Genomic DNA, 24,943 nt, shown 5'->3' on the forward strand with positions numbered 1-24,943 from the left:
CATTTTGCTTTGCTTTCTTGCCGCGACCTCTTCAGGCCTCACCAGGACTTTCGCCCTGCCCTAGCAGCTGTCGAAACATCAGGGTAAACCCTAATTTTTCAGTAACTGCCAAGCCCAAGACTATAGCACAATTTTTGCAGATCTCGCAACTGGCTTCTGCCTAATTTGCGTCAATCTTTGCAATAACCGCGGAGCGCTCATTTCTGATTGCCGTTGCGGCAGGTGATGCCGGGGTGCCCCGCCTCGCCTGTTGCACTTGCTTGGCTTCGCGTCTCAAAAACTGTGTGAGCTGCGAAGGAGCGAGACTATAGCACAGAATTTTGCGCTGTCATGTGGGTGTCGCAAATTATGTTGCTCTCTCTGGAGAGGCGATCTTGGCGCTGTATATATAGACGCTCTATATATATACACGCCGCAAATGGACGTATCCCCGAGCCCTCGGGCAGGATTTCCGCGCCTCGCGGCTGCTCCACCCCGGACTACCAACGGATGTAATCAATGTGGCGAAGCCGGGAAAGTTCGCGCCTCACGCTGGCTTCGTTGATCAGCCATGGGGGTGCGCCCACGTCGCTGAGCAGGTGCGGCTCCATGTCCTGGGCCATGTTGCGCATCCGCGCCGTGTTGCGCCAAGCGCGATAGGCTTGCCAAATGCGCGTGAGGACGCTGCGGTCCGGCGCTTGCGCGGCCTCCACCACGGCAGGCGTTGCAGGGAGTGCGGGCGATAGCCCGACGGGCGCAGAACGCGAAGGTATGGGCGCGACGGGTTTGGACGCGACCGTTACGGACGCGACAGGTCCGGCCGTGGGCAGGGGTCCGCGGGGCGTGCCGACCAAGGAAGACGTGGGTATGAGAGGTTGCGCGGTCATAACGGGCTCCTTTTGTTCCGTTTTGGTAAGCGTAAGCGCCCAAATATCGGCTGAAAATCGAATTGTTTTGGCCTTTTCGGTAAGCTACGATGACCAATATTTCTTGAACAGGCCTGCCATGCGGTTGCCGCTGAATACCCTCCCCGCTTTTCGCGTTGTTGCGGAACTGCAGAACCTGCGCGCCGCCGCTGAGCGGCTGCACTTGACGCACAGCGCCGTGAGCCAGCAAATCAAGGTGCTTGAAGAGCAAATTGGCTTTCCGCTTTTCGAGCGTAGCGGCCGTGGCATCGTGTTGAACTCGGCCGGTGCGGCGTTGCTGTGCAGCGTGCAGGGCGCCATGGCGTTGCTCGACGAAGGGCTGATGGCGGCGAACGCGGCCGCGAGCGGACGCGAACAACGGTTGCGCGTGTCGGTATTGCCATCGTTTGCGCAGCGCTGGCTGTTGCCGCGCATGGCGCGGTGGCGCGCCCGGCATCCGGAACTGGCATTGGAGATCGAGACTTCCCAGCAGGTGGTCGATCTGGCGCGGGACGGATTCCATGCCGCGCTTCGGATCGGGCAAGGGCCGTGGGCCGGGGTGGAGTCCGAGCCGCTGTTTGATGTGCCGCTGCCGCTCATCGTGCTGGCGTCGCCTGAGACATTGGCGGCCCTGCCCGACAATTCGCCCGAAACGCTGGCGCGGCAGCCTTTGCTCGGCGAACGCGAGCTTTGGCAGCATTGGTTCACGGCGGCCGGTTTTCCAACGCCGGTCACGCCCGTGGCTTCGTTCAATGATGCGGGGATGATGCTGCAGGCTGCCGAGCAGGGTTTGGGCATCACGCTTGGCCGTGAACTGCTGGCGGCCGACGCGCTTTGTGCGGGGCGGCTAGTACAGGTGTCGCCCGTGCGCGTGCATTACGAACTGGGGCAGACCTACCACCTGGTGTACCGGCCGAGCTTGCGGGATTGGGCGCCGCTGAATGCGTTCAAGCAATGGCTGCGCGACGAGTTGGAGATGTCGCGCCAGACGCTTGTGACATCGAAGCCCGAGGACGAAAGCTAGGTCTCAGGCGAAAAAAGGGTAAAGCGGCGTACAGCTGCTTTACCTTGACCAAAACGCGGCGCCCCGCAGGACGTTGCCTGGAACAGCCTGGTTTCGCTTCGCTCGAAATCCCAGGCGGACGCCGCGACGGCGGCAGTCAATCTTCAATCCCGCTTCAGGCCGCCTTGCGCGCCGATGCCGCGACGGGCTGCATCGAGTCGGTTTCATTGAACCGCTGGTGCCAGGAGAACGCTTCTTCCAGCAGATGCGGCGTCTGGCCGCCACGGGCGCAAGCACGATCGAAATAGTCTTGCAGCGCGTCGCGGTACGACGGATGCACGCAGTTCTGAATGATGGCGCGGGCGCGCTCACGTGGCGCAAGGCCGCGCAGATCGGCCAGACCGCATTCCGTGACCAGCACGTCAACGTCGTGCTCCGTGTGGTCGACGTGGGACACCATTGGCACCACGCTGGAGATGTCGCCGTTCTTGGCCATCGACTTGGACACGAAGATCGCAAGATGGGCGTTGCGGGCGAAGTCGCCTGAGCCACCGATGCCGTTCATCATGTGCGTGCCGCCGACGTGTGTGGAGTTCACGTTGCCGTAGATGTCGAATTCCAGCGCCGTGTTGATGGCGATGATGCCCAGGCGCCGCACGATCTCGGGTGCGTTGCTGATTTCTTGCGGACGCAGCACGATGCGCTGGCGGTAGTGCTCCATGTTGGCGAGGATCTTCTCGTACACGGGCTTGGATACGGTGATGGACGACGCCGAGGCGAATGCCAGCTTGCCCTGGTCGAGCAATTCGATCGCGCTGTCCTGCAGCACTTCGGAATACATGACCAGGTTCTCAAAATCAGACGATTCGAACCCGTGCAGCACCGCGTTGGCGATGGTGCCGATGCCTGCCTGCAACGGCAGCAGCGCGTTGGTCAGGCGACCAGCATCCACCTCGCCGCGCAGGAATTGGTTGATATGACCTGCAATGGCGTTGGTCTCGGTATCGGGCGGCAGCGCGTTGGAGGGGCTGTCGGGCTCTTGCGTGATGACGATGGCGGCGATCCGGGCAGGATCGACCTCGATGCAGGTCTGACCGATGCGCTGGTCCGCAGACACCAGGCCGATGGGCTGGCGGGCGGGACGGTCGCCGGGAACGTAGATATCGTGCAGGCCTTCGATGGCGGCGGGCACGCTCATGTTCAGTTCCACAATGATCTTGTCGGCCTGCTGCACGAACGACGCGGAGTTGCCCACGGACATGGTCGGCACGATCGCGCCGGATTCCGTGATGGCGGCGGCTTCGATGATGGCCACGTTGATGGGGCCCAGATGGCCCGCCCGCAACTGCTCCACGGTTTCGGACAAATGCTGGTCGATGAAGGCGATTTCACCCTGATTGATCTTGCGGCGCAGGGTCGTGTCGACCTGGAACGGCAGACGTCGTGCCAGCGCATTGGCCTGCGCCAGCATTTTGTCGGTGTCGTGGCCGAGTGATGCGCCCGTGATCAACGTGATGGCCAGCGGTTCGCGTTCTGCGCGCGCCGCCAGCGCGGCCGGCACCGACTTACAGTCGCCTGCCCGAGTGAATCCGCTCATTCCGACGGTCATTCCGTCCTGAACCAGTAAGGCGGCCTGTTCGGCTGAAGTGATCCTGGCGTGCAGGTCGGCGTTACGGATCCGGTCGAAAGGCATGGTGTCTCCAAATTCAAAGGCTGGCGGCTTAGGGCCGGGCGTAGCGGCTGGGGTCTGCAGCGCCCGGGCACCGTCTGACGCGGCGTTTCCCGAAGTCCCGAAGGCCGTGGATACGGGCGCCGGGACGATTTTTCGGCAGTATAGGAAGCCGAGGGCAAATCTCGTAATGACTTAAAATCATCCGTTCCAGTCGTTTTTTTCATCATTTGAATTTTTCTCGCGCACGGCGCGGAGGGTCAGCTTTCCCATGGACGTGCGCGCATTGCGGTATTTCGTGGAAACCGTCAGGCACGCCAGCTTCACGCAGGCGGCCAAGGCGCTGTTCGTCACGCAGTCCACAGTCAGCAAGATGATCCGGCAACTGGAAGAAGAAGCCGGCACGCCGCTTCTTATCCGCGACGGGCACACCGCCCGCCCTACCGATACCGGCCGGGTCATGTACCAGCGTGGCCTTCAAGTGCTGGAGACGATGCGCCAACTGTCCGAGGAAATGCGCCAGACCGCGGAGCTGGGACGCGGGTCTCTCGAGGTCGGTATCCCGCCCATGATCAATCTGCTGTTCACGCCAGTTGTGAAGCGGTTCCGCGAATTGCATCCCGGCATCCACCTGACCCTGCGCGAAGGCACGGGCCAGGCGGTCGAAAACCTGGTGGCCAGCGGCGAACTGGAGGTCGGCGCCACCATCCTGCCTGTCGCCCCCGACAGCGGTCTGGCCGCGCAGGCTTTTGGCAGTTATCCGATCTGGGTGATCGGGCCGCCAGACGCGCCGTGGGCCGGAAAGACGTCGCTGCCGCTGAGCGCGCTGCGCGAGGCGCGGCTGCTGATCCCCACCGACGACTTCGCAATCACCCGGCGGTTGCGGCAGGCGTTTGCCGATGCGGGCCTGCAGCCCAGCATCGCGGCGCAAAGCGCGCATTGGGATTTTCTGGTGGCAATGGCCTCGGCAGGACTTGGCGTGGCCCTCTTGCCCGAACCGCTGATGCAGCGGATGAAGACCCGCGGCCTGAGTACCGCGAAGCTTGCGAAGTCGGGCATCCAGTGGGAGGTTGGTCATATCTGGCTGCAGTCCGGCTATCTGTCGTTTGCCGCGCGTGCATGGTTGCAGGTCTGCGACGCGGTGCTGGGCAAGCCTCGCACGCGGGCGGCACAGGCGTCCGGACGCCAGTTGAAGTGAATCCAAACGTTCGGCTGGTAAACAGGCGTTGCGACGGCCGTCATGGCCGGTCGGCATGCTGATCTGGCCGGCCAAATCCGGCCCCAATTTTCCGGCCCGCTAGAGAGGTCAAGCCCACGAACTAGCACCTCTAAAAATACAGGGACGCAACACCAGTTTTTGTTGCAACGGGTGAGGCGGCGGCTTGTTATGCTGCCGCCTCCACGCGAGCAACTCGCCCCAAAAACATGATCCCGACCACGCCCACTCAGCCCTTTCGCGCCCGCCTCGTCCGCGCGCCCAACCTGGCGGCGCTGCTTGCTGCGCTGCTGCTGGTCTTCTGCTTCCTGCCCGCCTTTGCGGCGCCGCCCGCCGCCCCCGCCGACACCGAAGCCGTTCTGGGTGCGGCCCGCAAGCAGATTGACGAGATCCGCAAGCGGGTCCCCGACGAAACGGACGACGCCGTGCTGCTCAAGCAGCGGGGCGAGGCGCTGGACATCCAGTCCAAGGCGGACGCCGCAACTGAAGCGCTGACGCCGCAACTGGCCAGCGTGACCGCACGCCTGAGCGAACTGGGCACGCCGCCGGACGGCGCGAAGGAAGCGCCGGATGTGGCGGCGCAGCGCGCCCAGCTGGAAAAGAACAGCCGCGCGCTGGACGCGCAGATCAAGTTGGCGCGGCTGCTGTCAGTGGATGCCGGCCAGACGGCTGAACAAATTTCAGCCCAGCGGCGCAAGCAGTTTCAGGCACGCTTGGGCGAGCGTCGCGACTCCTTCCTGTCGGGCCAGTTCTGGGCCGAATTCCGCCAGGAGTTTCCCCGGGATCTGGAACGGCTTGAAGCGTTACGCGACGACCTGTCCACCGCCGTGGGACAGACGCCGAAATGGGGTTGGCTGCTGCTGACGGTCGTTGCCGGTCTGGCAATTGCACTGCGCGTCTGGGTTGGACGGTATCTGCTGCGGCTCACGGCAACCCGAGTACCGCCCGGACGGCTGCGCCGATCGTTTCTGGCGGTGGCCCTCGTGGCGCTTTCGGTCGCCACGCCTGGCGTGATCGCCTTGCTCATCCAGACCGGCCTGGACTGGAGATCGCAACTGTCGGACAGCACCGATTCGCTCCTGACCAACCTGGTAGCCACGGTCTGCTTCGGCGGCTTCGTGTCGGGGATGGGCTACGCCTTGCTGTCCACCAATCGTCCGTCCTGGCGCCTGCCGCCGGTCAGCGACATCGTGGCGAACCGGCTGCGCTGGCTTCCCGGCACGCTGGGCGTGCTGGTGGTCCTGATCTGGCTCGCGGAACGGTTGCCCGTCCTGCTGGACGCCAGCCTGACCACGACCATCACCCTGACCGGCATCGTGGGCGTGCTGAGCATGGCGCTGCTTGCCGCCGTGCTGTTCATCGGCCGCCGCCTGCGCCGCCAGGTCATGCAGGACAGCGAAGCGCCGATTCCGCTGTGGGTCTCGCTGATGCTGGCCGCCATCTGGACGGTGCTGATCGTCAGCTTCGCCAGCCTGCTGCTCGGCTACGTAGCGTTCGGCAGCTTCCTGGTCAAGCAGGTGTTGTGGGTGCTGATCGTACTGGCGTCGGCCTACCTGGCCTCGACGCTGGTCGAGGACGGTTTCAGCACCTTGTTGGGCACGGCGCACCGCGAAGGCGGTGAAGGCGAAGGGCCCAGCATGCGCGATCAGGCCGCGGTGCTGCTGTCCGGACTGGGTCGCGTGGCCATCGCGCTGCTTGCCATCATTCTGGTGTTGGCGCCGTTCGGCGAAGCGCCGATGGACCTGGTGCAGCGCTTTGACCAGCTCCGCAAGGGCCTGGCCATCGGCGAGGCGCAGATCCGGCCCGGCGCGGTGCTGCAGGCGTTGATCGTGCTGGCGCTGTCGCTGCTGGGCGTGAAGATGCTCAAGCGCTGGCTATCCAACCGCTATCTGCCCACCACGGAGCTGGACCCGGGCATGCAGTTGTCGGCCGCGACGCTGTTTGGGTATGGCGGCTTCGTGCTGGCCGTGGCGTTGTCGCTGTCGGCCGCGGGAATCGGACTGGAGCGGGTCGCGTGGATCGCGAGCGCGCTGTCGGTGGGTATCGGTTTCGGCCTTCAGGCGGTGGTGCAGAACTTCGTGTCGGGTCTGATTCTGCTGGCCGAGCGGCCGGTGAAGGTGGGCGACTGGGTTTCGCTGGGCGGCGTCGAAGGCGACATCCTGCGCATCAATGTGCGCGCCACCGAGATCCAGATGGGAGACCGGTCGACGGTGATCGTGCCCAACTCCGAATTCGTGACGAAAACAGTGCGCAACGTGACGCGGTCCAATCCGCTTGGCCTGGTGCAGATCAAGCTGCCCATGCCGTTGTCGACGGATGCCGAGCAGGTGCGTGAACTGATGCTGCAGGCGTTGGCGGATCACGAAGACGTGCTGGAGTCGCCGGCGCCCAATGTCTTCCTGGACGGTATCGACGCAGGCCACCTGATCTTCAATGCAAGGGGCTATGTGTCGTCGCCGCGTGCCGCGTACGGCGTGCGCAGCGCGCTGCTGTTCACGGTGCTCAAGCGCCTGGACGAGGCCAAGCTTGAAGTGTCGTCCCCGCCGACCATGCTGCTCGCGTCGGCGCCGGAACCCGCGCAGGCGCCTGCGCCCGTCGCGGTCCCGCCGCCCGCCACGCCCTGATTGCCGTCATGCACAGGCCGCTTCAGCCGGGAGAGTACAGGTCGGCGAACTGTTGCCGCTCCACGCGAGGGTTGCGCAGTGGCGGCGCGGTGAACGCGGCGCTGCGGGCTGACAGCACCGGATAACCCTGCACCACCGGCGTCGCCGCCGCCTGCGGCAGCGCGGGCGCCGTGCCTGCAGTCTGGACGGGCGTCTGCGGCGCGACCTGCGCCACGGCGCCGCTGTCGAACCGGTGGTCCGCCGTCGTCAGCGCAGGATTGGTGCAGAGCCCCTGCGCCACCAGTGCCGCCTTGGTGCGATCGTCGGTCTGGCACAGGATGTCGATGGCCGCGGTTTCCAGACGCCGGGAGCGATCCGCGTCCTTGGTCGATGCCGCCGCCTGCATCGTGCGCTCGAAGTTGCGGCGCAGACTGCATTTCTGGTCCTCGATCGGAATCGCGACGTTCATCCCGAAACCCACCACGGACCCGCCGCCGCCCGCTGACACCATGCAGCTGTCCGACGAGAACGAGCCGTAGAAGCTCTGGCCGCCAACCGGCGGTGCGCTGCGCAACGTGCTGGTCCCGCTGTTGCTTGAGTTCAGTGTGATGCCCTGGTTGTTGCCCGCGTTGGTCGAGCCGGACGATGCCGACGTCGTGGAACTGGACGTGCTGGTCTGCGCCCCCGCCGACATGGCGGCGAGCGACAGGGAGATGGCTAGAACGATGCTCTTCATGATGTCCCCTCGCCCGGACGGCCGAAGCCGTCCGGATAATTGGGTCAGCGATTGAACCCAACGACATGGCCCACCGGGCCGACGCCGTGTATCGACCCGAACGCGCCGATATTCGCCGCGTGGAACGAACCCGTCGCCGAGGCGCTGGTATCCGTCTTGCCGAACGTTGCGCCGCCGTTGGCGATGCTGTCGCCGACCATGATCGGCGCGTTGCCCGACACATGCCCGTACGACTCGCTATTGGCGTACTGCCGCGTGCTGGTGACGACTTGCGTGCCGTCGCGGCTGAACGATCCGCCGACTTCCGCGATGCCGCCCGTGCTGCCGAACGACGTCTGGCTCGACGAGCCGTAGCCGTTCACCTGGGTGGCCACCACCGAACTGCCGGTGGAGATGGACGAAGCGGTACCGTTGATGGCGCCGGCGTGACCGGTCACCGAACCGCCGACCTGGCCCTGGCCAGTGGCGTAAGCCGATGCGGCAAACAATGACAACGCGGCGACTGCTGCGAGCTTTTTCATTTGAGCTCCTCCTGATCCGTCTGCACGGATGCACAGGTGCCGGAGACCGACCGGCGCGGACCGTTACTACCCAGGAACTGCGCCCTTGCATTCGCAGGGCGTGGGACTTTCGTATTGGTACGGAATGATTGCGCCGTCCTAGGCAGGTCGGTATCGGTTAAACGAACGACCGGGTCTTTCTGGAGGATGGACTCGCGAATTACACAAACCTGAAAGCGGAGATACCGGCTTCGCGCGGCCATGCGTATGGATGACGCAATGCGTCCGTCAAGCCCCGCTTGCGGGTGGGTTTCAACTCAAAGGATGGGGCCGCGCGCGTGAGGCTCACGCGTGATATCTAACGCGCCAGGCGTAGCAGCCAGCCGGTCTCGCGGCGCGCCAGCATCAGGTCCACGGCCACCAGCACAAGCAGGAAGCCGCATTCGGCCCCGTATAGATTGGCAAGCACCTGATAGCTGCCCAGCAGGACAATGCCGGTCACGCCCGCAAGATACGCGGGCCAGGCGGGCGGCAGCCCGGCCGCAACGCCGCTTGTACGGCGCGACAGGCATAGCCATGCAACGAGCGGCAATCCAAGCATCGACAGGGGAATGTAGATGGCGATGGCAGACAGCAGCACCACAACGCCGAATTGCGTATGCAGGTACAGGGACATCAGGGCAATGATGCCGACGGCGACATACCAGAGCAGGCGGACGGAAATAAGACGAGTCAATGTGACGGCTCGGTGATTCATGAAACGGGCTGGAATCGAGGTTTTCGGCCATACTACTCCCGCCTTGCTTACCCCCATCAATCGGAGAACAAGCCATGATTCAGGAGATTGCCAGCATCCACGTCCGCGAAGGACAGGAAGCGCTGTTCGAAGCCGGTGTTACCCAGGCGAAGCCGCTTTTTCTGCGCGCCAAGGGCTGCCATGGCATGGAACTGTACCGCAGCATCGAGCAGCCGCAGCGCTACACACTGGTGGTGGATTGGGAAACGGTCGAAAACCACATGGTGGATTTCCGGGAATCGGCCGACTTCCAGGAATGGCGCAAGCTGGTCGGAGGCTTTTTCGTTGAGCCGCCCCAAGTGCACCACGAGCAAAAAGTGATTTGAACGTTCGGCGCCGGTCCAGCGGCTGCGCGGACCGGCGCTTATTCTTCCGGGAGCTCGTTGTATTTGCGAGCGCTGCGCCGGAACGCATCGGCGGGATACTTGTTGGCGTTCTTCACCATCTTGCCGGCAACCGCCTGCGCGATATCAATGCCAAGCTGATCCGCCAGGGCCACCAGATACATCTGCACGTCGGCGATCTCGTCCGCGGCATCCGCAAGCCGGGCGGCCGGCAGATTGCGCGACTCGTCTTCATCCAGCCACTGGAACAACGAGACGAGTTCGCCCGTTTCCCCCGCCAGCGCCATCGCCAGATTCTTGGGCGAATGGAATTGCTGCCATTCGCGCTCAGCCGTGAACTGGCGCACGGCGAGGCGGATTGCTTCCAGGTCTGACATGAGAACTCCCAAAGAAATGGCGCCTCGTTACGCGCAGGCCAGCCGAGCGCTGGCTGCAAGCGCGACCGCGACCGTCGTCCGCACGTCCGCCAACGCCCGGTGGGTCGGCTGCGAGGCGCCGACGTGCCGCGCCAGGATGTCGAGCTTGTGCGACGGCAACTCCGGCCACGCGCGGCGCGCCAACGCCAACGTGCAGTGCGTGGCGTTCGAAAAAGGCAGCCCCGTCTGGTCAGCGGCCGCGCTCAGGAAGCGCCGGTCGAACGAGGCGTTATGGAAGAACACCGGCAGATCCTCGACAAAATCCAGAAACGACGAGAAGGCCTGCGCGACCGGAATGCCGTCGCGATCGACTTCGGCCTGCGTAATGCCGGTGAGACGGGATATGAAGGAAGGGACACGGCCGCAAGTGCGAACGACCTGCGTGTACTCGTTGACGACCGCCCCGCCCTCGCCCACTCTGACCGCCGCAAATTCAAGAATTTCGCAGCTTGCGGTGGACAGGCCGGTCGTTTCCAGGTCGGCCACGATGAAGGGGCGGCCCAATGCTTCAAGCGCGTGCGTCAAGGCCGCTTGCGCCCGCGCCGTGGGGCGGGCCGGCGATTCGCTGGCTGCACGCGTGCGCCGATAGAAATACGTCACGCGCCTACTCCGCCGGATGCAGGGCGGCGAAGCGGGCCGAACCGTCGGCAAGCTGCCCGAAGAACAGATCGGCCGGGCGCACCCACAGGCCGCGCGCGTGCGGCCAGAGGTGTTCGTACACCACCATGAACTCTTCGGTTTCGGAATGGCGGGCAGTGCCTATGTAGCGGTAAAGGCCACCCTTGTAATGGCGGTGCGTGGCAAGCGCGAGGGCTTCGGATTCAGTCATGGACATCGGGCAAAGGGCATGGCCCGCGGCGGAAATTGCCCGCGCGGGCCACAGATGATCGGCAATGCCGTCTTTATAGCGCACTCGCGCGCAGATGCCCTGCCCGCTAGGCGGCGCGCAATCGTCTTGTGGGTTCGGCGTGGGTATCGGTGAGATCTTCGGTCACGCCGGCCAGCTTGTCCGATTGCGCCAGCGACACTTCAACGACCTGGGCCATGATTTCGGTCACGCGGCGAGACGACGCGACGATCCCCTCCATCGTGCCGCCGGCGGACTGGACCTGCACCGCGCCGCCTTCGACCTGCGCCACGGAGGTCGTGATGAGCGCCTTGATTTCCTTCGCGGCGGCCGCGCTGCTTTGCGCCAGATTGCGGACCTCTGAGGCCACGACCGCGAAGCCCCTGCCGTGCTCGCCGGCGCGCGCGGCCTCGACGGCCGCGTTCAACGCAAGGATATTGGTCTGGAATGCAATGCCGTCCATGACCCCGATGATCTCGGAAATGCGGCGCGAACTGCCGGTGATGACTTCCATGGTCGTCACCACGTCGCGCATCGTATCGCCGCCCGTTTCAGCGATGCGGCTGGCATCCAGGGCGAGGCTGTTGGCCTGTCGCGCGCGTTCGGCGTTTTCGGTCAGGCCCTGCACGGCCACTTGCAGCGTCTGCGCGGCGGTAAAGCGCTTGGTGATGTCGGTAGCGAACTTCACCACCTTGAATGGCCGGCCCTGCGCATCGAGAATGGGGTTGTAGCTGGCTTCGATCCAGACCTGGCGTCCGCCCTTGCCCAAGCGCATGTACTGGCCGGTGTCGTGCTCGCCATTGCGCAGCCGGCGCCAGAAATCCTTGTACGCCGTGCTTCGGGCTTCTTCGGGCGGGACTAAGAGGCTGTGATGCCGGCCCAGCACCTCGTCGGCGCGATACCCCACCGCACCGAGAAACAGGTCGTTGGCACGCAGGATGGTGCCGTCGAGATTGAACTCGATGATCGCCTGGACCTTGGAAATCGCCGCGAGCTGGCCTTCGGAATCTGCCTGGCGATTTTGCTGATCGGTGATGTCGGTGGCGTACTTGATCACCTTCACCGGCCGTCCGCGCTTGTCAAAGATGGGGTTGTACGACGCCTGCAGCCAGACGTCCGAGCCATCTTTGCGAATCCGTCGATAACGGCCGGAATCATGTGCGCCCTGTCCCAGCCTTTCCCAAAAGGCTGCATATTGCGGCGACCCGCGTTCATCGGGATCGATGAACATGCGGTGGTGACGCCCCTGGATTTCGTCGAGCGAATAGCCCGTGGTGTCCAGGAAGTTCTGATTGGCCATCAGGATGTGGCCGTTCAGATCAAACTCAATGACCGCCTGGGATTTGTGAATGGCGTCGATCTGTCCCAGCAGGTCGTTTTTATCGGTACTGCGATATCCACGGATAAAGCGGCCAAGAGTATGCCAAAGCATGGAAACCTCCAGGGTGTGTTTGCCGGCGTGCCTGGTACACGTAATTCTTATGTATCTAATGGAAACTACTTAATCCCAGAAATTATCATGGCCCGATGTAATTCTGAACGTCCCTTTTAAAAAGAATTCAAAGCGTCGTCATGACGCACACTCGGGAAATCACGGATTCAAGCCGCGTCCAGCTCGCGATATTGGCGGAAAATGCCCTCGCCAAACGGCAAGCGCCGGCCGCTTGAAAAATAGGCCTGCAGTTCAGGCAAAGCGGTCACGCGCTCGTGCAGGGCGAACACATTTGGATAATGCGCAGCAACGGTCGCCATGCGTTTGGGAAACGCGAACAGCAAGCCATCGACCAAGTGATAAAGGGACAAGTCCACGTAGGTCCATTTGGCGCCGCCCGCCAACCACGCCTGCGGCCCGTCCAGCAGCCGTTCGAAATACCCCAGGAACTTCGGAATACGCGCTTCGCGAAATACCTTGGCGCGGCGGGCGGCCTCTTCTTTCTGGTCTTCGTAATAATCGCTGGCGGAAATGGGGTGATGGGTGTCGTGCGCTTCCGCCACCATGTCGGCAATGGTGAGTTGCAACTGGTTTACCCACAACCGGCCCTCAAGCGACTCGGGCGCAAGGCCATGCTTTTCGCCGAGGAAAAGCAGAATATTGGCGGTCTGCCCCAACGTCATTTTTCCGGCCACCAGATAAGGCGGCGCAAAAGGCGGATGCTTGCGGGCCGATTGCATGTCGTCGATCAACGCGCTTTCGTCGGCGCCCGGATCGCGGGCGCGTTCCCGATACGGAATACCGCCCGCTTCCAGCGCCAGGCGCACGAATTCTCCCCGCCCGGGAATGCCATCCCAATACCAAAGGTCGTAGGTCATACGGTCTCCTTTCAGTTGGTGCAGCCTAACCTGCAGTCTGCAGTCGGAACAGCGCGTTAGCAAGGCGCATGCCGGGCGCCTTCAAGAAGAATGGCGCGCCAGCCGTAAGCAAGCGCGCCATTTTTACTAACCGGAAGTTCCCTACGCCTGCGCCGCGTCTTCGAGGATCATCTCCGCGCCGCGCTCGGCCACCATCATGACGGCGGCCTGCGTGTTGCCGGAAACCATCTTCGGCATGACCGAGGCATCCACCACGCGCAGGCCCGTCAGCCCGTTGACACGCAGCCGCACGTCTGTGACGGCCGCCGCGTCCGTACCCATGCGGCAGGTGCCGATGGGGTGGTAGATGGTCTGTCCGTTGCGTCGCGCAAAGTCCAGCCATTCGTCGTCGCTGTCCACCTGCACGCCGGGGCTGACCTCGGCCTCCACGTAGTGTTTCAGGGCGGGCTGGCTCACGATGCGGCGAGCCACCTGCATCCCGCCTATCAAGCTGTCGCGGTCGACCTGCGCGGACAGGAAGTTGGGCCGGATGGCAGGTCCGTCCAGCGGATCGGCCGACTTGATGTGGATGGACCCGACGGACTTTGGGCGTAATTGCGCCACCCCGATCGTCATGCCGGGATGCCGGTCCAGAATGCGTTCGGCGGCGTTGGCATAGCTGGCGTGCACGAAGAAAAACTGCACGTCGGGCGTAGGCAATCCGGGCGCGCTTTTCACGAAGCCGTGCACCAGTCCCGTGCCCAGTGTCAGGATGCCTTTGCGGCTCATGTAGTAACGCGCCACCTGTTGCGCCAGCCGCCAGCCGCGCGACATTTCGTTCAAGGTGACCGTGTTCTTGACGCGCCAGTTCATGCGCGTGGCGAAGTGGTCGATGTAGTTTTCGCCCACCGCCGGCTGCGCGTGCACCACGCCGATACCGTGCGAGGCCAGCAAGGCTGCATTGCCCACTCCGGACAGTTCGAGCAATTGCGGGGATTGCACCGCACCCATGCATACCAGCGTTTCTCGGCGTGCGCGCACGACGTGTTCCTGCCCGTTCTTGCGGTAGACCACGCCCACGCAGCGCTTACCTTCAAACACCAGACGCGTGACATGGGCGCCGCATTCGACACTGAGGTTGCGCCGTCCCGCCGCCGGTTTCAGGTAGCCGTCCACGACACTCCAGCGCCGGCCGTGGTGCTGGAGCACCTGGTAGTAGCCCACGCCTTCCTGATCGCCGCTGTTGTAGTCCGGATTGAAGGGTTGGCCGTCTTCGCGCGCAGCCTGCAGGAAGGCGTCCGACACCGGAAAGCGCTCGGCCACCTCTTCAAGGTGCATCGGGCCGTCCTTGCCGCGGGTCTCGCCGCCCGGCGCGTAGTTCTCTATCTTGCGGTAGATGCGCTCGGCCACGTCGCGTCCCCAACCGGCAGCACCCGCGGCCACCCAGCCGTCGTAATCCTCGGGCTGGCCGCGCACGTAGATCATGCCGTTGATCAGCGTGGACCCGCCCAATCCCTTGCCGCGGGGCACGGCGATGACGCGTCCGTGGACGTTGTCCTCGGGTTCGGTGGCAAAGCGCCAGTTGTATTGCGGATCGACCAGCAGCTTGGAAAAGCCCGCCGGAATGGGAATCCACATGCTGCGCGCCTCGTGGCCGGCCTCCAGCAGCAGCACGCGATACTTGCCGTTCGCGCTGAGGCGGTTGGCCAGGATGCAGCCGGCCGTTCCGCCACCCGCGATGATGAAGTCATAGTCGCCCATCGTTGTCTACCGAATGTGTGCAGCGCCGCCTAACGGGCGGACGTCACGCCCAGCGTTTCCACCATCAGTTCGATCTGGCAGGCCAGCATCGGCGCGCCGTAATGAACCTTGCAGCCGCGCGCCTGCGCCGCCACGAGCAGCGCCGTGTCCTTGGGCTGCATGATGACCTCGCAGACCAGTTGGTCCGGCGTCAGGCGGCTGACGTCCAGCGGTAGCGGATCGCCCTCTTTCATGCCCAGCGACGTGCCGTTGACGACGAGGTCATGGCCGGCAGGGTCGGCATTGCCCACAGCGATCTGCGCGTCTGGATGCAGCGACAGGATGCGGGCCTTCAGGTCCTCGGCCTTGGCGGGCGTGCGGTTGGCGATGGTCAGGCGTGAGACGCCAGCCTGCACCAGCGCGAAGCCAATCGCATTGGCTGCGCCGCCCGCGCCCGCCAGGTAGACGCTCTTGCCCTCGGGGGCGACGCCGCAACTGCGCAGGCCACGCACGAAGCCCTCGCCGTCCAGCATGTGCGCCACGAGGCGCCCATCGGCCTCACGCCGCAACACATTGGCCGCGCCGATCTTGCGTGCGACGGGCGTGGCGTCGTCGGCCAGTTCCAGGATGGCGGTCTTGTGCGGCACCGTGACGATCACGCCGCCCAGGTTTTCCAGGCGGCGCAGGCCGTCGACCACGGCCGCCAGGTTGTCGGGCCGCGCGTGAAACGGTACGCAGACGCCATCGAAACCGATCTTGGCGAAGTGTTTGTTCATGCGCTGCGGCGTCTTCACATGGTGAATCGGGTCGGCCAGGATGCCGAACAGGCGCGTGTTGCCGCTGATTTCCTTCATGGATGTCTCCGGATCAATGCTGGATGAATTCTCGCGCGACGCCGGCAATGCCTTCGGCGTCTAGCTTGTAATGGGCGTACAGGGTGGTGGGCGGCGCAATGAGGCTGTATTCGTCATAGATGCCATGACGGCGCAACCGCGTGCCGGTGCCCGCGTCGGCCAGCACCTCGGCAACTGCCGAACCCAGGCCGCCCAGCACATTGTGCTCTTCGACCGTCATCATCAGGCGCGACTGCCCGGCAGCCTTCAGGATGGCGTCGCGGTCCAGCGGCTTGATCGTCGGCATGTCGATCACGCCAACCGACAGGCCCTCTTCGCGCAACTGGCGAGCCGCGGCCAGCGCACCGTGCAGCGTGATGCCGCAGGCGATCAGCGTCAGGTCGCTACCGGCTTCATGGACGATGGCACGGCCGAATTCGAACGGCGTGTTGTCTTTGTAAACCTGCGGATCGCGCCCGCGGCCGATGCGGAAATAGATGGGCTCGGGCCAGTCCGCGGACGCCTTGATGGCTGCCACCAGTTGCGGCCCGTCGGCGGGAGACACCACCGTCAGGCCCGCCAGTGCGCGCATGGTAGAGATGTCTTCGGTGGCGTGGTGCGAGGTGCCGTAGAAGCCCAGACTGATACCCGTGTGATGGCCGATCAGGCGGACCGGAAGGCGCGTGTAGGCGACGTCCATCCGGATCTGTTCGCAGCACAGCAACCCGAGGAACGACGCGAACGTGGCGACGAACGGCATCATGCCGGTCGTTGCCAGCCCGGCGGCCGCCGAAACCATGTTCTGCTCAGAGATGCCGAACTGCACGTAGCGGTCGGGATAGGCCTCGGCGAAGCGGTTCAGCCCGTTCGAATACTGCAGGTCGGCCGATCCGGCCACGACGGGATGCCCGGCCTTCACCAGCTCGATCAATCCGTCGGAAAGGTAGGACAGCCCGGGGTTCACCGCATTCAGGGCGCGGTACTGCCAGGAATCGGGAGAGAGTACTTGTGCCTGTGCCATTCAGATCTCGCGGGAGAGGATTTCTTCGACAGCGCTTTGCGCATCTTGCGGGGCCAGGTAGCCCAGGTGCCAGCCCGGTTCGGTTTCCATATAGGAGACACCCTTGCCCTTGATGGTCCGGGCGATCACGCATGCGGGCTTGGCGCGCGCATCATCGGCGCGCAGGCGGCGCAGCAGCGCAGTCAGTTCGGCAAGATTGTGGCCATCGACTTCGTGGACCTCCCAGCCGAACGCCTGCCACTTTTCTTTCAGCGACTCCACCCCCATGACGTCGTCGACCTTGCCGTCGAGCTGATAGCCGTTGCGGTCGATGATGGCGATGAGGCGGGACAAGCGGTTGTGCGCGGCGAACAACGCGGCTTCCCACACTTGCCCTTCCTGCATTTCGCCGTCGCCCAGCATCACGAACACGTTGAAGTCCCGCTGGTTCATGCGGCCGCCGACGGCCATGCCAACGCCGTTGGACAGCGCATGACCGATGGAGCCCGAGCTGAAGTCGACGCCCGGCACCTTGCTCATGTCGGGGTGATCGCCCAGGGGGCTGCCCAACCGCGTGTAGCCGTCCAGCAGCGCGTGATCGATAAAGCCCAGATCGGCCAGCACGGGGAACAGGCCGACGGCGGCGTGGCCCTTGCCCATGAGGAAGCGGTCACGATCCGGCCACTTCGGCTCGCCCGGGCGCAGACGCATCACATCAAAATAAAGCGCCGCGAAGATCTCGGCGCACGAAAAGACGGAACTGTAGTGTCCGACCTTGGCGATTTCGATGAGGCGGATGGTCTCCAGCCTGATATGGCGGGCCTTTTCCCGCAGCATCGCGATTTCCCCTGCGGTAGGGGCCTCCTGATCCTTGCGCATCGCGCCTCCTCCTGTTGTATGGATATATGATATATAATATACCCATTGCGCTCGAATTGGCTACGCCGGGCTAGAATCGCTCCTGGATTCACCTGCACCCTCCATACAGCAAGCCAGAAACGCCATGCCCAGCCTCAAACCGGTCAAAAAAGAGAACCTTTCCGTCAGGGTCTACAACGAAATCCGTAATGCCCTGATCAACGGGCAATACGAACCTGGCGAGCGCCTGATCATCGGCGAGCTGGCGCAGGAAATGGGCGTGTCCATCACGCCGGTGCGCGAGGCCATCTTCCGGCTGATCAGCGAGCAAGGGCTCGAGATGCAGGCGGCCACCGCGGTCTACGTGCCGTACGTCAACTCGGAAAAGCTGCGGGAGATCCAGCAGATCCGCTTCCACCTTGAAGGCATGGGCGCCGCCGAGGCCGCGCAAAACATCACGCGCAAACAGCTCGACAACCTGATCGCGTTGCAACGGGATTTCATCTCGTGCACGTCCACCGACCCCAAGCGCGCCAGCTACCTGAACCGCAAGTTCCACTTCGCCATCCTCGAAGCCAGCAACAAGCCCATCCTGCGCAACACCGTTGAGTCGTTCTGGGTCATCACCGGTCCCATCCTCAAGGTATTTCACGTCAAGACCGCCGGCCTGGACTATTCCGAAAACGAGCATCGCCATGAGGCCGTCATCGAGGCTCTGGAAGCGCGTGATTCGGAAGCGGCGCGCGACGCCATCCAGGCCGATCTGGTCTGGGGCGGAAAGATCATGATCGACTGGCTGGTCGAACGGGAAAAAGAACTCGACTACCGCCCCCCCGGGGCTCGCAAATAGGGAGACGCCATGCTGAAGATTTTCGGAGCGCCCAGCCGCTACATCCAGGGATCGGGCGCCCTGGACGCGCTGGGGCAATACGCGGCGCTGTTCGGAAAGCGCGCCGCCCTGGTCATCGACAGCTATGTCCATGGCGTGTTGGGTCCGAGAATCGAGGCGCTGTGCGCCCAGCATGGCGTGGAGCTTGCGCCGCTGATCGTCGAAGGCGACCTGACGCCTGAAGTCATCGACGGATTGCGGGCGCAGGCGTCGCCGGCGAACATCGACATGGTCATTGCGGTGGGCGGCGGCAAGTCGCTGGATGCCGGCAAAGCCGTGGCCAAGTCGTCGCACTGCCACCTGATCACCGTGCCCACCGTGGCGTCCAACGATGCGCCCACCAGCAAGAATTACGTGCTTTACGACGCACATCACAACCTCCTGGCCGTCGAGCACATGTTGTTCAATCCGACCATCGTGCTGGTCGACACCGCCATCATCGCGACCGCCCCGGTGCACTTCTTCCGGGCCGGGCTGGGCGACGCAATTTCCAAAAAGTTTGAAGCCGAACAGTGCCAGCGCAACGGCGGCAAGAACATGTACGACGCGGCGCCGCTGCTCACGGCCCAGCTCATCGCCGACGGCTGCCTGCGCACGCTGCTGGCGGACGGCGCCAATGCCGTGGCCGTTGCCGGAACCGGCCAACCCACGCCCGCCTTCGAGCGCGTGGTGGAAGCGATGATCCTCATGAGCGGTCTTGGATTTGAAAGCGGTGGCCTGTCTATTGCGCACGCCCTGACGCGGGGGCTACCAAAGATCAACGGCGTCGCCACCGCGCTGCACGGCCTGCAGGTGGCGGTGGGCTTGCTGGTGCAGCTTGATCTGGAGAACCGCAACGACGGCATGCTGGCCGATCTGAAGCAGTGGTATGCCCAGGTCGGCCTGCCGGTCACGCTGCGCGAACTAGGCGCGGCCGGCGAGCCGTCCGATGCGGAACTGTCGCTGGCGGCGGACCTTAGCCTGAAAGCGCGCCATGCCGCCAACTTTGACCGTACGCTGGATGTGGCCACGCTGGCCGCCGCGCTGCGCCGTCACGCCTGACCTCTCTGCAGCCAGCAAGGGCTGGCGGGTTTGATGCCCGCCGGCCGCCCTGCCCGCCCGCGGCATCAGAACGCGACGTTGTCCTTGCCTTTCAATCCCAGCTTGGCCCGCGCTTCGTCCGGCGTGGCGACCTCCAGGTTCAGCGCCTCGAGGATGCCGCGGATGCGCTCCACCTGCACGCGATTGGATTCGGCCAGTTGCCCCGGTCCGATCCACAACGAATCTTCAAGACCCACCCGCACGTTCGACCCCATGGCCGCGCCGATGGTTGCCAGCGGCATCTGATTGCGGCCGGCGCCCAGGATCGACCATTCGTAGTCGTTGCCAAAGAGGCGGTCCGCCGTGCGCTTCATGTGCATCAGGTCTTCCGGGTGCGGGCCGATGCCGCCCAGGATGCCGAACACCGATTGGATGAAGGGCGGCGACTTGACCAGGCCGCGGTCCACGAAATGCGCCAGGTTGTAGAGGTGGCTGATGTCATAGCACTCGAACTCAAAGCGCGTGCCGTTGGCGTTGCCAAGCGTCAGAATGGACTCGATGTCTTGATACGTGTTGCGGAAGATGAGCGAGCGGCTGTTCTCCAGATGCTCCCGCTCCCAGTCGTGCTTGAACTCGGAGAAGCGGTCCAGCATCGGAAAGAGACCGAAGTTCATGGAGCCCATGTTCAGCGACGCCAGCTCCGGCTGGAACGTAGTGGCCGGCCGCATGCGCTCTTCCACCGTCATGTGCGGACTGCCGCCGGTGGTGATGTTGATGATGGCGTCGGTCTCGCGCTTGATGCGCTCAAGGAAAGGCTTGAACAGCGCCGGATCCTGCGAAGGCTTGCCCGTCTGCGGATCCCGCGCATGCAGGTGCAGGACGGCGGCGCCGGCCTTGGCCGCGCCGATCGCCGCCTCGGCGATCTCGTCGGCCGTGACCGGCAGGTGCGGCGACATGCTGGGCGTGTGGATGGCGCCCGTCACGGCGCAAGTGATGACGACTTTCTGTTTGGGCTTAGCCATTGTTGTCTCCGTGTTGTTTGTGACGCATGAGGCGCATCAGCTTTTCGTCGCGCCAGAAGCGGCGTGCGGCAAGGTCTTCCTCGGGCAGCAGGGCGCGCCGCTCCTCGGATAGTGCGTCGACCAGCGCGCCTTCCCAGGCCACGCAATCGCCCTGGCTTGCGCCAATGGACTGATAGAGTCCGCCATAGCGGCGGCAGTAATCCGCGATGCCGCCCGGCGCGTTCAGGTCGATGGTTTCAAACGGTCCCATGAAGGACCAGCGCAGACCCAGCCCGTCCTTGACCGTGGTGTCGATGTCTTCGGCGCTGGCGATGCCCTGGCTTGCCAGCCGGAAGGCTTCCTGCAGCAACGCGCCTTGCAGTCGGTTCAGGATGAAACCTTCGATTTCGCGCCGCACCAGCACGGGCTTCTGGCCGATGCCGGTCATCACGTCGCGCGCGCCGGACAGCGCTTCGGGGCTGGTCCACGGCGCCGGGCACAGTTCGACGACCGGAATCAGGTACGGCGGATTGACCGGATGCGCCACGAGGCACCGGTGCCTGCCGGCGAGATGCTCGGCGAACTGGCTGGCCGGGATGCTGGACGTCGAGCTGCCGATGATGGCGTGCGGTTCGGCCAGCGCGTCCAGTTCGGAAAACAGCGCGCGCTTGATCTCGACGCTTTCCGGGGAATTCTCCTGGATGTAGCTGGCGCCGTGCAATGCCTCTTGCAGGCTGGCCGACACCTGCACGCGGTCAACGATGGCATCCGCGTTGTCGAGCAGGCCCTGTGTTTCCAGCACGCGAAGCTGTTGCAGGATGAGCGCACGCGCTTCGGCAAGCATCGCAGCGTTCACATCATGAAGCCGCACTTCCCAGCCCATGCGCGCGAACACGATGGCCCACCCCTGCCCGATCAGCCCCGTTCCAATGATGGCCGCGCGCCGCGGCATGTGGTCCGCGGCCATCAGTAGAGTTTCTGCGTGAAGCCGTCCACGACGATGGCCTGGCCTGTCACGCTGCGCGCCGCTTCGCTGGCGTTGAACAGGACCATGTTGGCGATGTCGCGGGCTGTGACCATGCGGCCGAGCACGGCCTGGTTTTCGTACTGCGCCGCGATCTCTTCGACCGGCCGGCCCAGCGTATCGGCCTTGGCGGCGATGACGGCGCGAATCCGCGGGCCTTCAACCGCGCCGGGCAGGATGGCGTTGACGCGAATGCCATGGCCGCCCAGTTCGATCGCGAGCGACTTGGTGAATCCGATCACCGCCCATTTGGAGGCGGAATAGACCGACCGGCCGGCAAAGCCAAGATGCCCCGCCGCCGAAGAGAGATTGATCATCACGCCGGCCTTCGATTCCTTGAGCAGGGGAATGGCCTGACGCGCGCACAGGAACTGGCCGGTGATGTTGACGGCGAGCGTTCGGTCCCAGTCCGCCTTGGAAAGCGTTTCGACAAAACCCGTGGGACCTGCCACGCCCGCGTTGTTGATCAGAATGTCCAGGCCGCCGAGTGTTTGGCGAACGGCGGCGAACAGCTGTTCAACACTGGCTTCGTCGGATACGTCGGCCCGCGCCACCTGCACACCGGGCAGTTCCGCGGGCAAGGCTGCCAGCCGTTCCTCGTTGACGTCGCACACGAACACGGTAGCGCCCGCGTGGTGAAAGACCTTGGCCATTTCCAAGCCCAGCCCATCGGCGCCGGCGGTGATGAGCACTTTCTTGCCGGTGAAATCCACTTCCTCGAACATGCGTTTGTCTCCTAGGATCGTTCTTATAAGTGCGGACCATCATATACGATATATGATAAAACCAGCTATCCTGTGATCCGTCTTGCGTGTGCCGCTTCATCCAAAAAGCGTCGTTCGCCTGACGGAATCAGCTGCGCATTTTTCTCGTATATCGGCCGCTGAGGCTTTATTCATGCGGTTTCAGGGAATTCCCTGATTCGGCATGAAGCGACCGCCACTAGAATCCAAGGCGAGGGTTCCTCGCCCCGCCGGCACATATATCATATATAGCAAAAGACGGACGGAACGCAGTATCCAGTCCGCATTCCATACCAACAAAGGAGCGTAGACAGTGTTCAAGTTCAACAAAATTGTTTTGGCGCTGGGTGTATGCGGCGCGCTGGCAAGCGGCACCGCAGCGGCCGACATGAAGGTAGGCGCGCTATTCCCGTTCAGCGGCGCGCTTGCGCTGCTTGGACAGGAAAGCTATCGCGGTCTGGAACTGGCCGTTAACGAGATCAACGCGGCCGGGGGGATCAACGGCGAGAAGATCGAAATCATCAAGGCCGACGCCGTCGACCCTACCCAGGCGGTGTCCGAGACCAAGCGCCTGATCTCGGCCAACGTGGTCGGGGTGTTCGGCAGCTACGCATCCGGCATTTCGTACGCGGCCTCGCCCGTGACGGAGCTGGCGGGCGTGCCTTACTTCGAACTGGGCGCCACCGCGCACAAGATCACCACGCGCAATTACAAGTACCTGTTCCGCAGCAACCCGAACACCGCGCTGTACGGCGTGTCGGTCGTGAACGCGTTGCATGACACCATCGCGCCGGGCATGGGCTTGAACCCGAAGGACATCAAGATCGGCATCATCCACGAAGACGGCCCGTATGGCACCGACGTGGCGGCCACCGAAAAGAAGCGCGCGCAGGAGCTTGGCTACAACGTGGTGGAGGTCCTGCCCTACTCGGCCAAGACCGTCGACCTGTCGTCGCTGATCCTGCGCCTGAAGGGCGCGAAGGCCGACGTGGTGCTGCAGACGGCCTACCAGAACGACGCCATCCTGTTCTTCAGTCAAGCGCGCGCGGCAGGCTTCAAGCCCAAGGTCGTGATCGGCGCGGGCGGCGGCTATTCGCTGGCCGACACCGCCAAGGCCGTGGGCGCCGACATGAACGGCGTGTTCGACCTGGACTTCCCGCAAGCGTCCATCAATCCGGCCGGCGCGCCTGGCCTGGACAAGTTCCTCGAAGCCTACAAGGCCACCTACAAGAGCGATCCCCAATCCGGCCATAGCCTGACCAACTACGTCGGCGCCAAGGCGTTCTTTGAAGCCATTGGCAACGCCAAGTCCACGGACAAGGACAAGATCCGCGCCGCGGTGCTGGCCTACAAGAAGCCCGCCGGCCAGACGGCCAACGGCTGGGGCTTCGACTTCGGCGAAGACGGGCAGAACAACGCCTCGACCTTCTACGTGATGCAGTGGCAGGACGGCAAGCTCGTCACCATCGGTCCGGAAAACCTCGCTCTCGGCAAGCCCATCTTCAAGAAATAAAGCGCGATGCCAGCGGCCGGGCGCCGGGGCCTTGCGCCCCCGGTGCGCGTCCGGTCTTACCCGGGGCCTGAGCGCCCCGCCCCTGGACGCTGCGGGACAGGGACGGGTCGCTTCCCGCACTTAGAGGTTGCACAATGGAATTATTCATTCAACTGGTCATCAACGGCCTGTTGCTGGGCGGCGCATACACGATCATCAGCCTGGGCCTGACGCTCATCTTCGGCGTTGTGCGCGTCGTGAACTTCGCGCACGGCGAGTTCCTGATGATCGGCATGTACATGGTCTATCTGATCGCGGCGCAGTTCGGCGTCCACCCCTACGCGGGTCTGATTCCGGTGGCCGTGATTCTGTTCGCGCTGGGCGCGCTGACGCAGAAGGGCATCATCCAGCCGCTCCTTCATGCGGATCAACACATCCAGATCTTCGCCACGGTGGGCGTGTCCACCATCCTCTTGAACCTGGCGCTGGTGATCTTTGGCGCAAACGTCTATCGCGCGCCGGTCGAATTGGGCACCAACGCCATCGAGTTCGGTCCGTTCTCGATGGTCACGGGACAAGTCGTCACGTTCATCATCGGCCTGACGCTGGCTGTGCTGCTGCACCTGTTCATGCACCGCACCTATCTGGGCCGCGCGTTGCGGGCTGTGGCACAGCACCGCTACGCCGCCACGCTGATGGGCGTGAACGTCAATAACGTCTACGCCATTGCCTTCGGGCTGGGCACCGCCTTTGTCGGCATCGCCGCCGGGTTGCTTGCGCCACAGTACCCGGTGTTCCCCACGGTGGGCACCTACTTCGTGCTGACCGCGTTCGTGATCGTGGTGCTGGGCGGGCTAGGCAGCCTGTATGGCGCCGTCGCAGGGTCCATGATCATCGGCATCGTCGACACGCTGGCGGGCTTCTACATCGCGCCCGACCTGAAAGAGGTCGTCTATTTCGGGATCTTCCTCTTGATCCTTGTCCTGAAGCCGAACGGTCTGTTCGGTGTCGGTACAGAGTGACCAGAACAACAAGGAGCA

At 63.8% G+C, this 24,943-nt stretch carries 24 protein-coding genes; 8 read left to right on the top strand and 16 right to left on the bottom strand.

The genetic code is table 11. The features are described from left to right. Positions 1-984 precede the first annotated feature (984 nt). Positions 985-1,908, top strand: a complete 924-nt coding sequence (locus B3098_RS02960; RefSeq protein WP_175138309.1) for a LysR substrate-binding domain-containing protein — start codon at positions 985-987, stop codon at positions 1,906-1,908. A gap of 154 nt (positions 1,909-2,062) precedes the next feature. Here the strand turns inward: B3098_RS02960 and B3098_RS02965 are convergent, their stop codons facing one another. After that, entirely contained in the window at positions 2,063-3,580 is a 1,518-nt protein-coding gene (locus B3098_RS02965) for an acetyl-CoA hydrolase/transferase family protein (RefSeq protein ID WP_175186598.1), read from the bottom strand. 247 nt (positions 3,581-3,827) lie between these two features. Between B3098_RS02965 and B3098_RS02970 the strand changes: the two genes are divergently transcribed. Both B3098_RS02970 and B3098_RS02975 read left to right on the top strand, forming a co-directional pair. Then, positions 3,828-4,754 carry a LysR family transcriptional regulator gene (locus tag B3098_RS02970; protein WP_286890714.1) on the top strand — a complete coding sequence of 309 codons (927 nt, stop codon included), beginning with the start codon at positions 3,828-3,830 and terminating at the stop codon, positions 4,752-4,754. A gap of 227 nt (positions 4,755-4,981) precedes the next feature. After that, positions 4,982-7,396 (top strand): DUF3772 domain-containing protein, encoded by a 2,415-nt coding sequence (locus B3098_RS02975; RefSeq protein WP_175126017.1) that lies wholly within the window; start codon positions 4,982-4,984, stop codon positions 7,394-7,396. A gap of 22 nt (positions 7,397-7,418) precedes the next feature. Here B3098_RS02975 and B3098_RS02980 read toward each other — a convergent pair whose 3' ends face one another. From B3098_RS02980 to B3098_RS02990, 3 genes are all read right to left on the bottom strand, one after another. Next, positions 7,419-8,111, bottom strand: coding sequence for a hypothetical protein (locus tag B3098_RS02980; protein ID WP_191578477.1), 693 nt, complete (start codon positions 8,109-8,111; stop codon positions 7,419-7,421). A 44-nt stretch (positions 8,112-8,155) separates the two neighbouring features. Continuing rightward, entirely contained in the window at positions 8,156-8,632 is a 477-nt protein-coding gene (locus B3098_RS02985) for a hypothetical protein (protein WP_286890719.1), read from the bottom strand. Between the two features lie 337 nt (positions 8,633-8,969). After that, positions 8,970-9,368: a hypothetical protein gene (locus tag B3098_RS02990; protein WP_286890720.1), complete on the bottom strand. Its 399-nt coding sequence runs from the start codon at positions 9,366-9,368 to the stop codon at positions 8,970-8,972. A gap of 74 nt (positions 9,369-9,442) precedes the next feature. Between B3098_RS02990 and B3098_RS02995 the strand changes: the two genes are divergently transcribed. Then, positions 9,443-9,733, top strand: a complete 291-nt coding sequence (locus tag B3098_RS02995; RefSeq protein WP_056570634.1) for an antibiotic biosynthesis monooxygenase family protein — start codon at positions 9,443-9,445, stop codon at positions 9,731-9,733. Between the two features lie 38 nt (positions 9,734-9,771). Here the strand turns inward: B3098_RS02995 and B3098_RS03000 are convergent, their stop codons facing one another. The 9 genes from B3098_RS03000 to B3098_RS03040 all read right to left on the bottom strand — a co-directional run bounded on the left by B3098_RS03000 (position 9,772) and on the right by B3098_RS03040 (position 17,755). Next, the gene (locus tag B3098_RS03000) at positions 9,772-10,128 is read right to left on the bottom strand and encodes a nucleotide pyrophosphohydrolase (RefSeq protein ID WP_286890724.1); all 357 of its coding nucleotides are present in this window, start codon (positions 10,126-10,128) and stop codon (positions 9,772-9,774) included. Positions 10,129-10,155: 27 nt separating this feature from the next. Further along, entirely contained in the window at positions 10,156-10,767 is a 612-nt protein-coding gene (locus tag B3098_RS03005; protein ID WP_414631257.1) for a PolC-type DNA polymerase III, read from the bottom strand. Between the two features lie 4 nt (positions 10,768-10,771). Continuing rightward, positions 10,772-10,996, bottom strand: coding sequence for a DUF1653 domain-containing protein (locus tag B3098_RS03010; RefSeq protein ID WP_286890726.1), 225 nt, complete (start codon positions 10,994-10,996; stop codon positions 10,772-10,774). A gap of 106 nt (positions 10,997-11,102) precedes the next feature. Then, positions 11,103-12,446 (bottom strand): methyl-accepting chemotaxis protein, encoded by a 1,344-nt coding sequence (locus tag B3098_RS03015; protein WP_286890728.1) that lies wholly within the window; start codon positions 12,444-12,446, stop codon positions 11,103-11,105. A 167-nt stretch (positions 12,447-12,613) separates the two neighbouring features. Further along, a complete protein-coding gene (locus B3098_RS03020; RefSeq protein WP_239215370.1) occupies positions 12,614-13,324 on the bottom strand; it encodes a glutathione S-transferase in 711 nt (236 codons plus the stop codon). Between the two features lie 141 nt (positions 13,325-13,465). Then, positions 13,466-15,064 (bottom strand): GMC family oxidoreductase, encoded by a 1,599-nt coding sequence (locus tag B3098_RS03025; protein ID WP_286890731.1) that lies wholly within the window; start codon positions 15,062-15,064, stop codon positions 13,466-13,468. A gap of 29 nt (positions 15,065-15,093) precedes the next feature. After that, positions 15,094-15,897 carry a shikimate dehydrogenase family protein gene (locus B3098_RS03030; protein WP_286890733.1) on the bottom strand — a complete coding sequence of 268 codons (804 nt, stop codon included), beginning with the start codon at positions 15,895-15,897 and terminating at the stop codon, positions 15,094-15,096. 13 nt (positions 15,898-15,910) lie between these two features. Then, positions 15,911-16,897 (bottom strand): transketolase family protein, encoded by a 987-nt coding sequence (locus tag B3098_RS03035; RefSeq protein WP_279972598.1) that lies wholly within the window; start codon positions 16,895-16,897, stop codon positions 15,911-15,913. Further along, positions 16,898-17,755: a transketolase gene (locus B3098_RS03040; RefSeq protein ID WP_286890738.1), complete on the bottom strand. Its 858-nt coding sequence runs from the start codon at positions 17,753-17,755 to the stop codon at positions 16,898-16,900. Positions 17,756-17,879: 124 nt separating this feature from the next. On the opposite strand from B3098_RS03040, the gene B3098_RS03045 reads away from it, so the two are divergent. Then, a complete protein-coding gene (locus B3098_RS03045; RefSeq protein WP_286890740.1) occupies positions 17,880-18,584 on the top strand; it encodes a GntR family transcriptional regulator in 705 nt (234 codons plus the stop codon). Positions 18,585-18,593: 9 nt separating this feature from the next. After that, positions 18,594-19,664, top strand: a complete 1,071-nt coding sequence (locus tag B3098_RS03050) for a glycerol dehydrogenase (protein WP_286890742.1) — start codon at positions 18,594-18,596, stop codon at positions 19,662-19,664. 65 nt (positions 19,665-19,729) lie between these two features. Here the strand turns inward: B3098_RS03050 and B3098_RS03055 are convergent, their stop codons facing one another. The 3 genes from B3098_RS03055 to B3098_RS03065 are packed head-to-tail and all read right to left on the bottom strand — an operon-like array spanning position 19,730 to position 22,393. After that, positions 19,730-20,665, bottom strand: coding sequence for a 3-keto-5-aminohexanoate cleavage protein (locus B3098_RS03055; protein ID WP_056570653.1), 936 nt, complete (start codon positions 20,663-20,665; stop codon positions 19,730-19,732). Continuing rightward, complete coding sequence (locus B3098_RS03060; RefSeq protein WP_286890745.1) at positions 20,658-21,611, bottom strand: 3-hydroxyacyl-CoA dehydrogenase; 954 nt, start codon at positions 21,609-21,611, stop codon at positions 20,658-20,660. Before B3098_RS03060 ends, B3098_RS03055 begins: the two co-directional genes overlap by 8 nt. Beyond that, positions 21,611-22,393: an SDR family oxidoreductase gene (locus tag B3098_RS03065; protein ID WP_286890748.1), complete on the bottom strand. Its 783-nt coding sequence runs from the start codon at positions 22,391-22,393 to the stop codon at positions 21,611-21,613. Before B3098_RS03065 ends, B3098_RS03060 begins: the two co-directional genes overlap by 1 nt. 331 nt (positions 22,394-22,724) lie before the next feature. Here B3098_RS03065 and B3098_RS03070 point away from each other — a divergent pair, with 331 nt between their 5' ends. Together B3098_RS03070 and B3098_RS03075 are read left to right on the top strand one after the other, a co-directional pair. Next, positions 22,725-23,924 (top strand): ABC transporter substrate-binding protein, encoded by a 1,200-nt coding sequence (locus B3098_RS03070; protein ID WP_175186589.1) that lies wholly within the window; start codon positions 22,725-22,727, stop codon positions 23,922-23,924. A gap of 134 nt (positions 23,925-24,058) precedes the next feature. Continuing rightward, a complete protein-coding gene (locus B3098_RS03075; protein ID WP_175126000.1) occupies positions 24,059-24,925 on the top strand; it encodes a branched-chain amino acid ABC transporter permease in 867 nt (288 codons plus the stop codon). Positions 24,926-24,943 lie beyond the last annotated feature (18 nt).

Origin of the sequence: Achromobacter sp. UBA2119 (genome assembly GCF_002331005.1) — a bacterium.
In the GTDB taxonomy this organism is placed as follows: Bacteria; Pseudomonadota; Gammaproteobacteria; order Burkholderiales; family Burkholderiaceae_B; genus Achromobacter; species Achromobacter animicus.

Excerpts from the sequence above, each read along its gene's own strand:
- B3098_RS03055 (WP_056570653.1), bottom strand. The coding sequence starts at position 20,665 with ATGGCTAAGCCCAAACAGAAAGTCGTCATCACTTGCGCCGTGACGGGC.
- B3098_RS02985 (WP_286890719.1), bottom strand. The coding sequence starts at position 8,632 with ATGAAAAAGCTCGCAGCAGTCGCCGCGTTGTCATTGTTTGCCGCATCG.
- B3098_RS03060 (WP_286890745.1), bottom strand. The coding sequence starts at position 21,611 with ATGGCCGCGGACCACATGCCGCGGCGCGCGGCCATCATTGGAACGGGG.
- B3098_RS02965 (WP_175186598.1), bottom strand. The coding sequence starts at position 3,580 with ATGCCTTTCGACCGGATCCGTAACGCCGACCTGCACGCCAGGATCACT.
- B3098_RS02990 (WP_286890720.1), bottom strand. The coding sequence starts at position 9,368 with ATGAATCACCGAGCCGTCACATTGACTCGTCTTATTTCCGTCCGCCTG.
- B3098_RS03025 (WP_286890731.1), bottom strand. The coding sequence starts at position 15,064 with ATGGGCGACTATGACTTCATCATCGCGGGTGGCGGAACGGCCGGCTGC.
- B3098_RS03035 (WP_279972598.1), bottom strand. The coding sequence starts at position 16,897 with ATGGCACAGGCACAAGTACTCTCTCCCGATTCCTGGCAGTACCGCGCC.
- B3098_RS03015 (WP_286890728.1), bottom strand. The coding sequence starts at position 12,446 with ATGCTTTGGCATACTCTTGGCCGCTTTATCCGTGGATATCGCAGTACC.
- B3098_RS03020 (WP_239215370.1), bottom strand. The coding sequence starts at position 13,324 with ATGACCTACGACCTTTGGTATTGGGATGGCATTCCCGGGCGGGGAGAA.
- B3098_RS02995 (WP_056570634.1), top strand. The coding sequence starts at position 9,443 with ATGATTCAGGAGATTGCCAGCATCCACGTCCGCGAAGGACAGGAAGCG.
- B3098_RS02975 (WP_175126017.1), top strand. The coding sequence starts at position 4,982 with ATGATCCCGACCACGCCCACTCAGCCCTTTCGCGCCCGCCTCGTCCGC.
- B3098_RS03065 (WP_286890748.1), bottom strand. The coding sequence starts at position 22,393 with ATGTTCGAGGAAGTGGATTTCACCGGCAAGAAAGTGCTCATCACCGCC.
- B3098_RS02960 (WP_175138309.1), top strand. The coding sequence starts at position 985 with ATGCGGTTGCCGCTGAATACCCTCCCCGCTTTTCGCGTTGTTGCGGAA.
- B3098_RS03040 (WP_286890738.1), bottom strand. The coding sequence starts at position 17,755 with ATGCGCAAGGATCAGGAGGCCCCTACCGCAGGGGAAATCGCGATGCTG.
- B3098_RS03075 (WP_175126000.1), top strand. The coding sequence starts at position 24,059 with ATGGAATTATTCATTCAACTGGTCATCAACGGCCTGTTGCTGGGCGGC.
- B3098_RS03045 (WP_286890740.1), top strand. The coding sequence starts at position 17,880 with ATGCCCAGCCTCAAACCGGTCAAAAAAGAGAACCTTTCCGTCAGGGTC.
- B3098_RS02980 (WP_191578477.1), bottom strand. The coding sequence starts at position 8,111 with ATGAAGAGCATCGTTCTAGCCATCTCCCTGTCGCTCGCCGCCATGTCG.
- B3098_RS03030 (WP_286890733.1), bottom strand. The coding sequence starts at position 15,897 with ATGAAGGAAATCAGCGGCAACACGCGCCTGTTCGGCATCCTGGCCGAC.
- B3098_RS03010 (WP_286890726.1), bottom strand. The coding sequence starts at position 10,996 with ATGACTGAATCCGAAGCCCTCGCGCTTGCCACGCACCGCCATTACAAG.
- B3098_RS03000 (WP_286890724.1), bottom strand. The coding sequence starts at position 10,128 with ATGTCAGACCTGGAAGCAATCCGCCTCGCCGTGCGCCAGTTCACGGCT.
- B3098_RS02970 (WP_286890714.1), top strand. The coding sequence starts at position 3,828 with ATGGACGTGCGCGCATTGCGGTATTTCGTGGAAACCGTCAGGCACGCC.
- B3098_RS03050 (WP_286890742.1), top strand. The coding sequence starts at position 18,594 with ATGCTGAAGATTTTCGGAGCGCCCAGCCGCTACATCCAGGGATCGGGC.